Source organism: Actinomadura sp. NPDC048394 (assembly GCF_040651755.1).
GTDB lineage: Bacteria > Actinomycetota > Actinomycetes > Streptosporangiales > Streptosporangiaceae > Spirillospora > Spirillospora montaniterrae.
In genome coordinates this window covers 14,565-29,169 of sequence record NZ_JBEZJL010000095.1, presented here as the reverse complement: position 1 = coordinate 29,169, position 14,605 = coordinate 14,565, and the positions used below count along the sequence as shown (strand labels likewise).

General features: G+C 74.0%; 14 protein-coding genes. 12 read left to right on the top strand and 2 right to left on the bottom strand.

What is annotated here, in order from left to right; translation table 11 throughout:
• Positions 1 to 12 precede the first annotated feature (12 nt).
• From AB0C78_RS44000 to alc, 8 genes are all read left to right on the top strand, one after another.
• Positions 13 to 1,095: an XdhC/CoxI family protein gene (locus AB0C78_RS44000; protein ID WP_360760393.1), complete on the top strand. Its 1,083-nt coding sequence runs from the start codon at positions 13 to 15 to the stop codon at positions 1,093 to 1,095.
• A gap of 14 nt (positions 1,096 to 1,109) precedes the next feature.
• Positions 1,110 to 1,496, top strand: a complete 387-nt coding sequence (locus AB0C78_RS43995) for a gamma-glutamylcyclotransferase (RefSeq protein ID WP_360760389.1) — start codon at positions 1,110 to 1,112, stop codon at positions 1,494 to 1,496.
• Between the two features lie 70 nt (positions 1,497 to 1,566).
• Positions 1,567 to 2,376 (top strand): TIM barrel protein, encoded by an 810-nt coding sequence (locus AB0C78_RS43990; protein WP_360760387.1) that lies wholly within the window; start codon positions 1,567 to 1,569, stop codon positions 2,374 to 2,376.
• A complete protein-coding gene (locus tag AB0C78_RS43985) occupies positions 2,373 to 3,269 on the top strand; it encodes a 2-hydroxy-3-oxopropionate reductase (protein WP_360760384.1) in 897 nt (298 codons plus the stop codon). Before AB0C78_RS43990 ends, AB0C78_RS43985 begins: the two co-directional genes overlap by 4 nt.
• Positions 3,270 to 3,295: 26 nt before the next feature.
• Positions 3,296 to 5,011 carry a glyoxylate carboligase gene (gene gcl / locus AB0C78_RS43980; protein WP_360760381.1) on the top strand — a complete coding sequence of 572 codons (1,716 nt, stop codon included), beginning with the start codon at positions 3,296 to 3,298 and terminating at the stop codon, positions 5,009 to 5,011.
• Positions 5,012 to 5,043: 32 nt separating this feature from the next.
• Positions 5,044 to 6,183 (top strand): glycerate kinase, encoded by a 1,140-nt coding sequence (locus tag AB0C78_RS43975; RefSeq protein ID WP_360760378.1) that lies wholly within the window; start codon positions 5,044 to 5,046, stop codon positions 6,181 to 6,183.
• Positions 6,180 to 7,487, top strand: a complete 1,308-nt coding sequence (allB, locus tag AB0C78_RS43970) for an allantoinase AllB (RefSeq protein ID WP_360760375.1) — start codon at positions 6,180 to 6,182, stop codon at positions 7,485 to 7,487. Before AB0C78_RS43975 ends, allB begins: the two co-directional genes overlap by 4 nt.
• Entirely contained in the window at positions 7,484 to 8,464 is a 981-nt protein-coding gene (gene alc / locus AB0C78_RS43965) for an allantoicase (protein ID WP_360760372.1), read from the top strand. The genes allB and alc overlap by 4 nt, the downstream gene beginning before the upstream one ends.
• A gap of 57 nt (positions 8,465 to 8,521) precedes the next feature.
• Here alc and AB0C78_RS43960 read toward each other — a convergent pair whose 3' ends face one another.
• A complete protein-coding gene (locus AB0C78_RS43960) occupies positions 8,522 to 8,755 on the bottom strand; it encodes a DUF397 domain-containing protein (protein ID WP_192808742.1) in 234 nt (77 codons plus the stop codon).
• A gap of 139 nt (positions 8,756 to 8,894) precedes the next feature.
• Positions 8,895 to 9,455: a TetR family transcriptional regulator gene (locus AB0C78_RS43955; protein ID WP_225991571.1), complete on the bottom strand. Its 561-nt coding sequence runs from the start codon at positions 9,453 to 9,455 to the stop codon at positions 8,895 to 8,897.
• A gap of 343 nt (positions 9,456 to 9,798) precedes the next feature.
• Between AB0C78_RS43955 and AB0C78_RS43950 the strand changes: the two genes are divergently transcribed.
• From AB0C78_RS43950 to AB0C78_RS43935, 4 genes are read left to right on the top strand one after another with little or no spacing between them, the layout of a single operon-like run.
• A complete protein-coding gene (locus AB0C78_RS43950) occupies positions 9,799 to 10,905 on the top strand; it encodes an acyl-CoA dehydrogenase family protein (RefSeq protein ID WP_360760368.1) in 1,107 nt (368 codons plus the stop codon).
• Entirely contained in the window at positions 10,906 to 12,078 is a 1,173-nt protein-coding gene (locus AB0C78_RS43945) for an acyl-CoA dehydrogenase family protein (RefSeq protein ID WP_360760365.1), read from the top strand. It begins immediately after the preceding gene.
• Positions 12,079 to 12,131: 53 nt separating this feature from the next.
• Positions 12,132 to 13,433, top strand: coding sequence for an OB-fold domain-containing protein (locus AB0C78_RS43940; RefSeq protein ID WP_360760362.1), 1,302 nt, complete (start codon positions 12,132 to 12,134; stop codon positions 13,431 to 13,433).
• Positions 13,430 to 14,599 carry a lipid-transfer protein gene (locus AB0C78_RS43935; protein ID WP_360760359.1) on the top strand — a complete coding sequence of 390 codons (1,170 nt, stop codon included), beginning with the start codon at positions 13,430 to 13,432 and terminating at the stop codon, positions 14,597 to 14,599. The genes AB0C78_RS43940 and AB0C78_RS43935 overlap by 4 nt, the downstream gene beginning before the upstream one ends.
• The last annotated feature ends 6 nt before the right edge of the window (positions 14,600 to 14,605 follow it).

Sequence of the window (14,605 nt, the reverse complement as noted above, 5' to 3'; positions counted from 1 at the left end):
TGAGGACCGTCCATGCGTGAGATCGCCGACCGGCTCGCCGCCTGGAACGACGCGGGCGTGCGGTACGCCGTCGCCGTCGTGGTGTCCGTCCGCGGCAGCGCGCCGCGCGCGCCGGGCGCGGCGATGGCCGTGTCCGCCGACGGGGAGGCCGTCGGGAGCGTGTCCGGCGGCTGCGTCGAGAGCGCGGTGTACGAGCTGTGCCGCGCGGCCCTCGACACCGGCGAGACCGTCCGCGAGACGTTCGGGTACAGCGACGACGACGCGTTCGCCGTCGGCCTGACCTGCGGCGGGACGGTCGAGGTGCTCGTGTCGCCGGGGCCGGTCCCCGCGTCGGCGCTCGCGCGTGACGAGCAGGTCGCGTTCGCGCACCTGGTGGACGGGTCGGGCGTCCTGGCCGTCCACCCGTCCCACCACACCGGCACCACCGGACGCGCCGACATCGACGCCGCGGTCGTCGCCGAGGCCCGCGCCATGCTCGACGCCGGGAGGACCGGCATGATCTCCGTGCGGTGCCGCGACGACGTCGAGGCGTTCGTCCACGGCTACGCGCCGCCGCCGCGGCTGCTCGTCTTCGGCGCGATCGACCACGCGGCGGCGCTCGCGCGGCAGGGAAGCGTCCTCGGCTACCGCGTGACGGTCTGCGACGCGCGGCCCGTCTTCGCCACGCCGGCCCGCTTCCCCGGCGCCGACGAGGTCGTCGTCGACTGGCCGCACCGCTACCTCGCCGCCGAGGCGGAACGCGGCGCGCTCGACGGCCGGACGGTGGTGTGCGTGCTGACGCACGACGCCAAGTTCGACGTCCCGCTGCTGAAGGTCGCGCTGCGGCTGCCCGTCGCCTACGTCGGGGCGATGGGGTCGCGGCGCACCCATCACGACAGGCTCGCCCGGCTGCGTGCGGCCGGGCTGTCCGACCGGGAGCTGGCGCGGCTGCGCTCCCCGATCGGGCTCGACCTCGGGGCCCGCACCCCCGAGGAGACCGCGCTGGCGATCGCGGCGGAGTTCACCGCCGCGCGCCGCGACGGCACCGCGCTGCCCCTGGGGCAGATCAACGGGCCGATCCACCACGACCGGGCCGCCGTCGCGGCGGCCCAGTGAACGGAGGAGAGGACGTGCCACCCATATTCCTCAACGGAGGCGCGATGCGCGGGGGACCGCTGCATCACCTGCTGGACGGGGCGCCGCTCGTCGCGTCCGCCGGCACCGCGCCCCGCTACCGCTTCTACTCGGTCGGGGACCGCTGCCCGGCGCTGGCGCCCGTCGCGCACGGCGGCGCCCGCGTCGCCGGCGAGGTGTACGAGGTGACCCTCGACGTGCTGCGCGACCGGCTGCTGCCCGCCGAGCCGCCCGAGCTGGAGCTCGGCGTGATCGAGCTGGACGACGGGTCGTCGGCGCTCGCCATGCTGCTGCGCCGGCCGTCCGCCTCCTATGCCGGGCTGACCGACATCACCGAACATGGCAGCTGGCAGAGCTACCAACGTTCGAGGGAAGCCGCATGACCGAGCGAAGCGAGGGCATGCGGCGGGGTTGCCGGGGGGCGTGGGGGGTCGCCCCCCACAAGGAGGACGCATGAATGCGAGCCGTGAGTGGGCCGTCAACTGCTCGATCCTGTTCACCGACCTGCCGCTGCTGGAGCGGCCCGCGGCCGCGAAGGACGCCGGGTTCGACGCCGTCGAGTTCTGGTGGCCGTGGCCGGGCGTGCCGGTGCCGTCCGCGTCCGAGGAGGACGCGTTCTGCCAGGCGATCGAGGACGCGGGCGTCCGGCTCATCGGCCTCAACCTGTACGCGGGCGACATGCCGGCGGGGGAGCGGGGCGTGCTGTCGGACCCTGCGCGCGCCACCGAGTTCCGCGCGAGCGTGGACGTCACCGCGCGCATCGCCGAGCGGACGGGCGTCCGGGCGTTCAACGCGCTCTACGGGCAGCGCCTCGACGGCGTCGCCGCGTCCGAGCAGGACCGGGTCGCCGTGCAGAACCTCACCTACGCCGCCCGCAAGGTCGGCGCGTTCGGCGGGACGCTGCTCGTCGAGCCGCTCGCGCGCGGCCTGAACGGCGCCTACCCGCTGGAGACCGCCGCCGACGCGATGGCGGTCGTGGAGCGGGCACGCGCGGCCGGGGCCGCGAACGTCAAGCTCCTGTTCGACACGTTCCACCTGGTCAGCAACGGCGACGACGTGGAGAAGGCCGCGCGCGAGCACGCCGCGGACATCGGCCACGTGCAGATCGCCGACGCGCCCGGCCGCGGCCGTCCCGGCACCGGCGGCATCGACTTCGGCGCGCTGTTCGCGCTCCTCGACGAGATCGGCTACCGCGGCCGGATCGCCCTGGAGTACGTGGACCCGCAGCCGGACTTCGCATGGATGGAGAACCACCGCACATGAGCAAGATCGGATTCATCGGGCTCGGCATCATGGGCGCGCCGATGGCGGCCCACCTGGTCCGCGCGGGCCACGACGTGACCGGCTACGACGTCGTCCCGAAGGGGGTGGACGCGCTGGTCGCGGCCGGCGGATCGGCGGCGGACGGGGTCGCGGCCGCGGTCGCGGGCGCGGAGGTCGTCGTCACGATGCTGCCGCAGGACGAGCACGTCGAGGCCGTGTACTTCGGCCCGGACGGCGTCCTGGAGAACGCCGCGCCCGGGACGCTGTGCATCGACTTCTCCACCATCCGGCCGGAGACGTCGATCAGGGTCGCCGAGGCCGGGCGGGAGCGCGGGCTGCGGGTGCTGGACGCGCCGGTCAGCGGCGGCGAGAAGGGCGCGAAGGACGCCGTCCTGTCGATCATGGTCGGCGGGGACGAGGCGGACGTCGCCGCCGCTGCGCCGGTCTTCGAGGCGGTCGGCAGGACCGTCGCGCGGGTCGGCGGCAGCGGCGCGGGCCAGTACGTCAAGGCCGCCAACCAGCTGATCGTCGGCGGTACGTACGCGCTGGTCGCCGAGGCGATCGTGCTGATGGAGGCGGCCGGGGTGGACGCCCGCGCCGGCATCGACGTGATCGCGGGCGGGCTCGCCGCCAGCCGCATCCTCGATCTCAAGCGCGAGTCGATGCTGGACCGGGAGTTCGCGCCCGGCTTCCGCATCGACCTGCACCACAAGGACATGGGGATCGCGACCGCCGCCGCCCGCTCCGCCGACGTGTCGCTGCCGATGACGGGCATGGTCGCCCAGCTCATCGCCGCCGCCCGCGCCCGCGGCTACGGCTCCCTCGACCACTCCGCGCTGCTGAAGGTCGTCGAGGACCTCTCCGGCCGCGCCTCCGGCACCACGGCCGCCTGACCACCCGGAACCGAAGGAGAAGCATCATGGCGAAGATGCCCGTCATGCGGGCGGTGGTCGAGGTCCTGAAGTCCGAAGGCGTGGACGTCGTCTACGGCTGCCCCGGCGCCGCGATCCTGCCGCTGTACAAGGCGATGGAGGAGGACGGCGGGATCGCGCACCTGATCGTCCGGCACGAGGAGGGCGCGGCGCACATGGCCGACGGCTGGTCGCGCACGACCGGCGGCGTCGGCGTCGCGGTCGGCACCTCCGGGCCGGCCGGCACCAACATGATCACCGGCCTGTACACCGCGCACGCCGACTCCGTCCCGATCCTGTGCATCACCGGGCAGGCGGCGTCGGACAAGCTGCACCAGGAGGCGTTCCAGGCCGTCGACATCGTGTCGATCGCCGAGCCCGTCACGAAGTGGGCGGTGCAGGTGAAGGAGGCCGCGCAGGCGCCGTGGATCTTCCGGGAGGCGTTCCGGATCGCGCGCAGCGGCCGGCCCGGGCCCGTCCTGATCGACCTTCCGATCGACGTGCAGAGGCAGCTGATCGAGTGGGACGCCTCGATCGACGCGCCGCTGCCGGTCGCGAAGGCCGAACCGCACCGGCCGCGCGTCGAGAAGGCCCTCGACCTGCTGCTGGCGGCGGAGCGTCCGCTGATCCTGGCGGGCGGCGGCGTGATCCTCGCGGACGCGCACGCCGAGCTGGTGGAGCTGGCCGAGCTGCTGCAGATCCCCGTCCAGGCCACGCTGATGGGCAAGGGCGCGATGGACGAGGACCATCCGCTCTACGCCGGGATGACCGGCGTGCAGACGTCGCAGCGGTACGGCAACGCCTCGTTCCTCGAATCCGACCTGGTCCTGGCGCTCGGCGCCCGGTTCGGCGACCGCCACACCGGGCAGCTCGACGTCTACCGCGAAGGACGGACGTTCATCCACGTCGACATCGAGCCCACCCAGATCGGGAAGGTGTTCGGCCCGGACCTCGGGATCGTGTCCGACACGAGGCTGTTCCTGCGCGCGATCATCGACCTCGCGCGCGAGCGCGGCGCGGGCCGTCGCGCGGGGGAGTGGGTCGCGCGGATCCAGGAGCTGAAGGCGACGCTGACCCGGCGCGAGGACTTCGACGACGTCCCGATCAAGGCGCCCCGCGTCTACAAGGAGATCAACGAGTTCTACGGGCCGGACACCTACTTCGTCACCGCGATCGGGCTGTACCAGATCTGGGGCGGCCAGCACCAGAAGGCGGCGAAGCCCCGGCACTACCAGGTGTGCGGGCAGGCCGGGCCGCTCGGCTGGGAGATCCCCGCCGCGATCGGCGTGAAGACGGCCCTGGCCCGCACCGAGCCGGACGCCGAGGTCGTCGGGATCGTCGGCGACTACTCGTTCCAGTTCCTCGTCGAGGAGCTGGCGGTGGCCGCGCAGTACGACGTCCCGTTCGTGCTGATCATGCTGAACAACGAGTACCTCGGGCTGATCCGCATGGCGGAGGACCACGGCGGCTATGACATGAACTACCAGGTCGACCTGCGCTACGACGAGCACGGCACCGACAACGTCAAGATCATGGAGGCGTACGGCTGCGCCGGCCGCCGGGTTATGGAGCCCGGCGACATCCGGCCCGCGCTGGAGTGGGCGCGCAAGGAGGCCGCCCGCACGTCACGGCCCGTGCTCGTCGAGATCATGATCGAGCGGGAGGCCGACACGGCCAACGGCGTGCGGATCGACGCCGTCCGCGAGTACGAACCCGTCCCGTAGTCCCGTCCCGCAACCCCGGAAAGGAGGCGCGCGTGCGGGGTCACGTGCTGATCGCGCCCGACAAGTTCAAGGGCTCGCTGACCGCCGCCGAGGTCGCCGGGCACGTCGCGGCGGGGCTCGCGCGGGCGGTCCCGCACGTGCCCCTCGTCCCGCTGCCCGTCGCCGACGGCGGGGACGGCACCGTCGAGGCGGCCGTGGCCTGCGGGTTCACCGAGGCCGGGACGGAGGTGTCCGGGCCGACCGGGCGGCCGGTCGCCGCGTCCTACGCCGTCCGCCACGGGACCGCGGTGATCGAGCTGGCGGAGGCGTCCGGGCTGCGGCGGCTGCCCGGCGGGACGCTCGCGCCGCTGGAGGCGTCCAGCCGGGGGACCGGCGAGCTGATCGCGGCGGCGATCGGGCGCGGCGCGACCCGGATCGTCCTCGGCCTCGGCGGCAGCGCCTGCACCGACGGCGGCACCGGGATGGCCGCCGCGCTCGGCGCCCGGTTCCTCGACGCGGACGGCGAGCCGCTCCCGCCCGGCGGCGGGGCGCTGCGGTCGCTCGCCTCGATCGACCCGGGCGGCCTGCCGTCACGGCTGCGCGGCGTGACGGTCGTCGTGGCGAGCGACGTCGACAACCGCCTCCTCGGCCCGGACGGCGCCGCCGCGGTGTTCGCCCCGCAGAAGGGGGCGTCCGCGGCGGACGTCCGGGCGCTGGAGCGCGGCCTCGCCCGGCTGGACGAGATCGCCCGCCGCGACCTCGGCGCGTACGCGGCGGACCGTCCGGGCGCGGGCGCGGCGGGCGGGACCGGGTTCGGGGCGATGGCGTTCCTCGGCGCCACCGTCCGTCCCGGCATCGCCCACCTGCTCGACCTGCTCGGCTTCCCCGCCCGCGTCAGCGGCGCCCGGCTGGTGATCACCGGCGAGGGGTCGCTGGACCGGCAGTCGCTGCGCGGCAAGGCGCCCGTCGGCGTCGCCCGCGCCGCCGCCCGGCACGGCGTCCCCGCGATCGCCGTCGCCGGACGGTGCGCGCTCACCGGCGAGCAGCTCCGCAAGGCCCGGCTGCAGGACGCGTACGCCCTCACCGACCTCGAACCCGACCCGGAGCGGTGCATGGCGGACGCCGGCCCGCTCCTCGAACGGCTGGCCGAGCGCATCGGCCGCGACTGGCCCGCCCTGGGAGGAGCCGCGTGACCTACGACCTGGTGATCCGCACCCGGCGGGCCGTCCTGCCGGACGGCGAGCGGCCCGCCGCCGTCGCCGTCGCGGGCGGCCGCATCGCGGAGGTCGCCGAACGCGACGCTCCGCTGCCCGCCGCGTCCGAGACCGACCTCGGCGACACCGCGCTGCTGCCGGGGCTCGTCGACACCCACGTCCACATCAACGAACCGGGCCGCACCGAATGGGAGGGGTTCGCGACCGCGACCCGCGCCGCCGCCGCGGGCGGCGTCACCACCCTCATCGACATGCCGCTGAACTCGCTGCCGCCGACCGTGTCGGCCGCCGCGCTCGCCGCCAAGCGCGCCGCCGCGGCCGGGAAGCTGCACGTCGACGTCGGGTTCTGGGGCGGCGCGATCCCCGGGAACGTGCCGTCGCTGCGCCCGCTGCACGACGGCGGCGTCTTCGGGTTCAAGTGCTTCGCGTCCGACTCCGGCGTCCCCGAGTTCCCGCCGCTGTCGCCCGGCGAGATGCGGGACGCGTTCCGCGAGATCGCCGCGTTCGGCGGCCTCGTCATCGTGCACGCCGAGGACCCGTCCGCGCTGACCGCCCCGGCGGACGGCGGGTACCCGGCGTTCCTCGCGTCCCGGCCGCCCGCCGCCGAGCGCCGCGCCGTCGAGCAGGTGATCCGGCTCGCCGGGGAGACCGGCGTGCGCGCCCACATCCTGCACCTGTCCGCCGCCGACTGCCTCGAACCCCTCGCCAAGGCGCAGTCGGACGGCCTTCCCATCACCGCCGAGACCTGCCCGCACTACCTCGTCCTGTCCGACGGCGAGGCGCGGGAGCCCGCCTACAAGTGCTGCCCGCCGATCCGCGACCCGGCCAACCGCGACGCGCTCTGGCAGGGCCTCGCGTCCGGTGTCATCTCCTGCGTGGTCAGCGACCATTCGCCGTCCACGCCCGACCTGAAACAGGGCGACTTCGCCACCGCCTGGGGCGGGATCTCCTCGCTCCAGCTCGGCCTCCCCGCCGTCTGGACGGCCGCCCGCGCGCGCGGGCACGACCTCGCGACCGTCGTCCGCTGGATGGCCGAGGCGCCCGCCGCACTCGCCGCCGTCCCCGGCAAGGGGCGCATCGCCGCCGGCAACGACGCCGACCTCGTCGCCTTCGACCCCGACGCCCCCTTCACCGTCGACCCCGCCCGCCTGCGCCACCGCCACCCCGTCACCCCGTACGAGGGCCGCACCCTCACCGGGACCGTCCGCACGACCTGGCTGCGCGGCGTCCCCGTCGACGGCACCCCGTCCGGCCGCATGCTCACCCGCAAGGAGGCGCCTTGACCGACTTCACGACCCTTCCCGACCTCGCCGTCCGCACCCTCGGCGGCTCGGTCACCGCCGCCAGCGACGAGTCCTTCGAGGAGAAGGAGAACCTGGTCAACCCGTGGCCGCCGGCGTTCCGGCCCGAGACGTTCGGCCCGAAGGGCCAGGAGTACGACGGCTGGGAGACCCGCCGCCGCCGCGAGCCCGGCCACGACTGGGCGGTGGTCCGGCTCGGACTGCCCGGCGTGATCCGCGGCGTCGTCATCGACACCGCCTGGTTCAAGGGCAACTACCCGCCGCACGCGTCCGTCGAGGCCTGCGCGGTGGACGGCCCCGCCGCCGACCTCTCCGGCGCGGACTGGGTGGAGATCGTCCCGAAGAGCCCGCTGAAGGGCGACACCGCGCACGCCTTCCCGGTGGACGCCGAGCGCCTCTTCACCCACGTCCGGCTGAACATGTTCCCGGACGGCGGGATCGCGCGGATCCGCGTGCACGGCGACGTCGTCCCCGACCCCGCGTTCCTGACCGGGCTCACCGTCGACCTGGCCGCCCTGGAGAACGGCGCCCGCGTCCTCGAATGCTCCAACATGTTCTATTCGTCGCCGGACAACATGCTGTTCCCCGGCCTCGCCCGCAACCAGGCCGAAGGGTGGGAGACCGCGCGCCGCCGCGAGCCCGGCAACGAGTGGGCGCTCGTCCGGCTGGCCGCACCGGGAACGATCCGGCTGGCGGAGATCGACACCACGAACCTGAAGTTCAACGCGCCCGCCGAGGTCTCCCTCACCACCCCCGACGGCACGACCCTGCTGCCGCGGACCCGCCTCCAACCCGACGCCCGCCACCGCTTCCGCATCGAGACGCCCGAGGTCGCGCAGGTCCGTGTGAACATCTATCCCGACGGCGGCCTCGCCCGCCTGCGCCTCTGGGGTTCCCTCACGCCCGACGCCGAGCGGGCGCTCGCCGAGCGCTGGACCGCGCTGCGGCACCCGGGCTGAGCCGGGGAGCTTCGCCGCCCGCGCCGCCGTACCCCCGGGGACGCGGGCGGCGGGACGTCAGCCCTCCGCGGGCTCCTCCTCGAGGAGGTCGTCGAACTCGCCGTCCTTGACGCCGGCGATGAAGGCGTCCCACTCGGCCTCGGTGAAGTAGAGGATGGGCCCCTCGGGGTTCTTCGCGTCGCGCATCACGACGGCGCGGTCACCGAAGTCCTTGTGCTTGACGGGAACGTCCTTGCCATCGATGAACTCGATGATGACCCCGTCGCTGAGGATCGGTTCCTGCTCGGTCACTGGCACACCTTCTTCGTCCGCTCCGGTCGCGTCCAGCGTAGTGGGCGGTGACGGGCCGCACACGGGAAAGGAACGGGCGCCCGGCGGGACGAGCGGGGCGGCGCGGGCCCCGGGGGAGCGGGCGGGAAGCGGCGGCGGGTCAGTCGGTGAGGAGGCGGTCGGCGGAGATCTCCAGGCGGCCCTGGATCACCTCGGCGGTCGCCTGCCCGCGCAGCATCTCGATCATCTCCATCGTCCAGACGGACGACAGCGCGCGGGCGACGACGCGGCGCCGGTCGTCGGCCGGGATGTCGCCCGCCGGGCCGACCGCGGCGCGCAGCATCAGGTTCGTCATCCGGTCGCTGAAGTCGGTCTTGACGTCCGACAGCAGCAGCGAGCGGATCAGCGCCTCGGCGAGCTCGGGCTCGCGCATCAGCCCCCGCGTGGCGCGCATCAGCACCTCGACGGTGCGCTCGGCGGCGGACCCGCCGCGCGGCGGGCGGCGCTCGATGCTGCGCTCCAGGAGGTCGATCTCCTCGCTGACGACCGCGACGACCAGGTCCATCTTGGACGGGAAGTAGCGGTAGAGGGTGCCGAGCGCGACGCCGGCGCGCTCGGCGACGGTGCGCATCTGCATCGCCTCGATGCCGCCGCGCGAGGCCAGCGCGGCGGCGGCCTGGACGATACGCTTGCGCCGCTGGTGCTGGCTGCGCGAGCGCACGCCCTGCCCCGCGGCCTGGCCCGCCCGCCGGTCCGCCGCGGCGCCGCCCGAAGGCTCGTCCCCGGTCACTGTCGGCTCTGCGGTCACGGTCATCCTCCTCGCGCGGGCGCCCGTTGCGCCGCCGCTCGGCCCCCAGCGTACAGGCCGCGCGAGAACCTGTTATCTGATCGGCCGCGGCGGGTCGCCGATCGGGCGTCCCCCGCATGGTCACCGAACCCTTACTTGCTAGGTGAATCCCCGTTTCCGCGATGGTGATCAGGTCGCTGGACACAGACTAGAATCTGTTCTACTTTTTCGCCGTGGGCGTCCGTCCGGCCGGCCGCGCCAGGAAGGGAGCGGATGAGTGGACTTCAACCTCGACGAGACCCAGCAGGAGCTGAAGGGGCTCGCGGCGGACCTGCTCGCGCGGGAGGCCGCGCAGGAGCGGCTGGAGGCGTTCGAGAAGAGCGGCGCCCCCTATGACGGCGCCACCTGGAAGGCGTTCGCGCAGGCCGGGCTGCTCGGCGCCGTGCTGCCCGAGGACGCCGGCGGCGCCGGGCTCGGGCCGGTGGAGCTCGCGGTGATCCTGCGCGAGGCGGGCGTGCGGACGGCCCCGATCCCGGTGTACGCGTCGCTGGCGCTGGCGGCCGTCCCGATCGCGAGGCACGGCACCGCGGAGCAGCGCGCGCTGCTCGCGCCGCTGACCGACGGCGAGACCGTGCTGACCGGCGCGTACCGCGAGGTCGGCCCGGCCGGCGAGATCGCGACGACCGCCCGCCCGGACGGCGACGGCTACGTGCTCGACGGCGTCAAGACGTTCGTCCCCTACGCGCGGGAGGCGGCGCGGATCCTCGTCCCCGCGCGGGTCGAGGGCGCCGGCATCGGGGTCTTCCTCGTCGAGCCGTCCGCCGTGACGATCACGCCGCAGCACTCCGCGACCAGCGAGCCGCTGTCGCGGATCGCGCTCGACGGCGTCCGCGTCGGCGCCGGCGCGCTCCTCGGCGGGGTCGCCGACGGCGCCGCCTGGGACACCCTCCGGCTGTCCGCCGTCGCGGGCGCGGTCGCGCTGTCGTCCGGCGTCATCGAGGGCGCGCTGGAGCTCACCAAGGAGTACACCAAGACCCGCGAGCAGTTCGAGCGGGCGCTCGCGCAGTTCCAGGCCGTCACCATGCAGATCAGCGACGTCTACATCGCCAAGCGCGCGCTGGACGTGGCCGTCTGGGCCGGCGTGTGGCGGCTCGCCGAGGGCGCCGCCGACGCCGAGGAACTGCTCACGATCGCGGCCTACAACGCGTGCGACCCCGTCGTGAAGGCGCTCTACACGTGCCAGCACCTGCACGGCGGCATCGGCCTCGACATCACCTACCCGCTGCATCGCTACTTCGCCTGGGGCAAGCAGGCCGGGCACCTGCTCGGCGGGGCGGAAGACCGTCTCGACTCGCTCGGCGCGCTCATCGCTCAGGAGGCCTGAATGTTCATCGACCTGACCGGCGAACAGAAGAAGCTCCGCGCCGAGCTGCGCGAGTACTTCGAGAACTGCCTGACCGCGGAGCAGCGCGCCGCGATCAACGCCGACCCGTTCGGCCCGCCCTACCTCGAGCACTGCCGGCGCCTCGGGCGCGACGGGATGCTCGGCGTCGCGCTGCCGAAGGAGTACGGCGGCCGCGGCTTCGGCCCCGTCGAGCAGACGATCTTCGCCAACGAGATCGCCCGCGCCGAGGTCACCTACCCGCTCATCACGCTGAACTCCGTCGCGCCGACGATCCTGCAGTACGGCACCGACGCGCACAAGGAGTTCTTCATCCCGCGCATCCTCGCCGGCGAGTGCCACTTCGCGATCGGCTACAGCGAGCCGGGCGCCGGCACCGACCTCGCCGCGCTGCGCACCACCGCCGTCAAGGACGGCGACCACTACGTCGTGAACGGCCAGAAGATCTTCACCTCGGGCGCGCAGACCGCCGACTACGTGTGGCTCGCCGCGCGCACCGACCCGTCCGCGAAGAAGCACAAGGGCATCTCGATGCTCATCGTGGACTGCAAGGACCCCGGCTTCTCCTGGACGCCGATCATCACGATGGACGGCGCCCACCACACCAACTCCACCTACTTCCAGGACGTCCGCGTCCCGGCGGACATGCTGATCGGCGGGGAGAACAACGGCTGGGACCTGATCGTCAACCAGCTCAACCACGAGCGGGTCACGCTCGGCCCGGCCGGCACCATCGGGCGCGCGCGCAACCGGCTGGAGCACTGGGCCCGCGCCACGACCGGGCGGGACGGGCGGCCGCTCATCGAGGAGCCCGCCGTCCGCCGCGCGCTCGCCCGCGCGCACGCCTACCAGCGCGTCAACGAGGTGCTGAACTGGCAGGTCGCGGCGAACCAGGACCTCGGCTGGCTCGGCGCGGCGGACGCGTCCGCCACGAAGATCTACGCGTCGGAGCGGGTGCAGGAGGTCGGCCGGATCGTCGGCGACGTCCTCGCCCGGTACGGCGACCCGGGCGACCCGGAGACCGCCGAGTTCATGCGGGTGACCGACCGGATGGCGAAGGGCGCCCTCGTGCTCACCTTCGGCGGCGGCGTCAACGAGATCCAGCGCGAGCTGATCGCGATGATCGGCCTCGGGCTGCCCCGCGCACCGCGCTGACCCGGGAGCCCGCGCACCGCGCTGACCCGGGAGCCCACGGAACGAGGAGACCCGTGCACGACGAACTGATGGCCCTCGCCGGCCGGCTGGAGGCCGCCGGCGAGGGGCCCCCGCTGCCCTGCCCCGACCCGGTGAACGCCGCGATGATCCGCAACTGGACGCAGGCCCTCGGCGACACCGGGACCTGGGACGACGTCGCGCCGCCCGCGATGATCCAGGTGTGGTCGATGCCCGGCCTGGTCCGGCGGCCGGACCAGCGGGGCGCCGCGGACGACGTGCTGGCGATGCTGGACGCGGCCGGCTACACCGGCATCGTCGCGACCAACTGCGACCAGGTCTACGACCGCTACGTGAAGGTCGGCGAGCAGCTGAGCACGCGGATGCGGTTCGGCGGCGTCACCGGCCCGAAGCGGACCGCGATGGGCGAGGGCTACTTCGTCACCTGGCACCAGACCTGGTACGACGAGACCGACGAGCGCGTCGCCGAGATGCTGTTCCGGGTGCTGAAGTTCAAGCCCGGCCCGCGCCCGCCCGCCGGAAGCACCGGCGGCACCGGCGGGCGGTATCCGCTGCGGCCCGCGATCGGCCAGGACACCGCGTTCTTCTGGGACGGGGTGAACGCGGGCGAGCTGCGCATCCAGCGCTGCGCCGACTGTGGAACGCTCCGCCACCCGCCCGGCCCGATGTGCCCGAAGTGCCACTCGCCGAACCGCGACTACGTCGTGGCGAGCGGACGCGGCGAGGTGCACAGCTACGTCGTCCACCATCACCCGCCCGTCCCCGGCCGGACGCCCCCGTACGCGGTCGCGGTCGTGGAGCTGGAGGAGGGCGTCCGGGTCGTCGGGAACGTCAACGGCTGCCCGCCCGACGAGGTGCGGGTCGGCATGCCCGTCCGGCTGGTGTTCGAGCGGATGGACGACGAGATCGTCCTCCCGCAGTGGACCCCGGCGGACGCCCCGCCGCCCCCGGCGACCGCCGCGGAGCCGGTCGAGGAGGAGCCCGCGTCCGGCGGGCTGGAGATCGAGCTGACCCCGACGTTCATCATCTCGACGGCCATCGCCACCCGCGACTTCATGCCCGTCCACCACGACCCCGCGCAGGCACGTGCCCAGGGCTCGCAGGACATCTTCGTCAACATCCTGACCAGCATCGGGCTCGTGCAGCGGTACGCGCTGGAGACCGTCCGGGACGCGACGCTGGAGAGCATCGAGGTGCGCCTCGGCGCCCCCGCCTACGCCGGCGACACGCTCACGCTCACCGGCGACCGCGTCGACGACCGCACGCTCCGCGTACGCGGCGCCGTGAGCATCGGCGACCACCTCACCGCCACCGTCCGTTTCAAGGAGGCCGGATGAGCAGCCTGTCCGGGAAGGCGGCGATCGCGGGGATCGGCGCGACGGAGTTCTCCAAGGAGTCGGGCCGCTCCGAGCTGAGGCTCGCCGCCGAGGCATGCCTCGCCGCGATCGAGGACGCGGGGCTGACCCCCGCCGACGTCGACGGCCTGGTCACCTACACCGCCGACGCCAACTCCGAGATCGCCGTCCAGCGCGAGCTGGGCATCCCCGCGCTGCGGTTCTTCTCCCGCGTCGACTACGGCGGCGGCGCGGCCTGCGGCACCGTCGCGCACGCCGCGATGGCCGTCGCGACCGGCCAGGCGAACGCGGTGCTGTGCTACCGCGCGTTCAACGAGCGCTCCGGCCACCGCTTCGGCCAGGCCGCCCCGTCCGGCCGCGCCGACGCGACCGGGCTGGAGTTCTCCTGGCACCTGCCGTTCGGCTTCGCGACCCCGGCCGCGTGGGTCGCCATGCAGGCCCGCCGCTACATGCACGACTACGGCGCCACCAGCGAGGACTTCGGCCGCGTCGCCGTCGCGATGCGCCGCCACGCGGCGACGAACCCGGCGGCGTGGTTCCACGGGCGGCCGATCACGCTGGACGAGCACCAGGCGTCCCGCTGGATCGTCGACCCGCTGCACCTGCTGGACTGCTGCCAGGAGTCCGACGGCGGCGTCGCGGTCCTCGTCACGTCCCTGGACCGGGCCCGCGACCTCCCGCACCGGCCCGCCGTCATCACCGCGGCGGCGCAGGGGACGGGCCCGGACCAGATGATGATGTTCGGCTACTACACCGGCGACCTGTCGGCGCTCCCCGCGATGGGGACCGTCGGCGACGCGCTCTGGGCCCAGTCGGGGCTGACGCCCGATGACGTCCAGACCGCAATCCTCTATGATCATTTCACCCCGTTCGTCCTGGTTCAGCTGGAGGAGCTCGGCTTCTGCGGCCGCGGCCAGGCGAAGGACTACATCAAGGACGGTGGCATTGAGCTCGGCGGCAGGCTTCCGGTCAACCCCAACGGGGGTCAGCTGGGTGAGGCGTACATCCACGGCATGAACGGCATCGCCGAGGCGGTCCGGCAGGTGCGGGGCGCCGCGGTGAACCAGGTGCCGGACGTCCGCAACGTCCTGGTCACCGCCGGCACCGGCGTGCCCACGAGCGGGCTGGTCCTCAGCGTCCCGGACTAGCGTCCG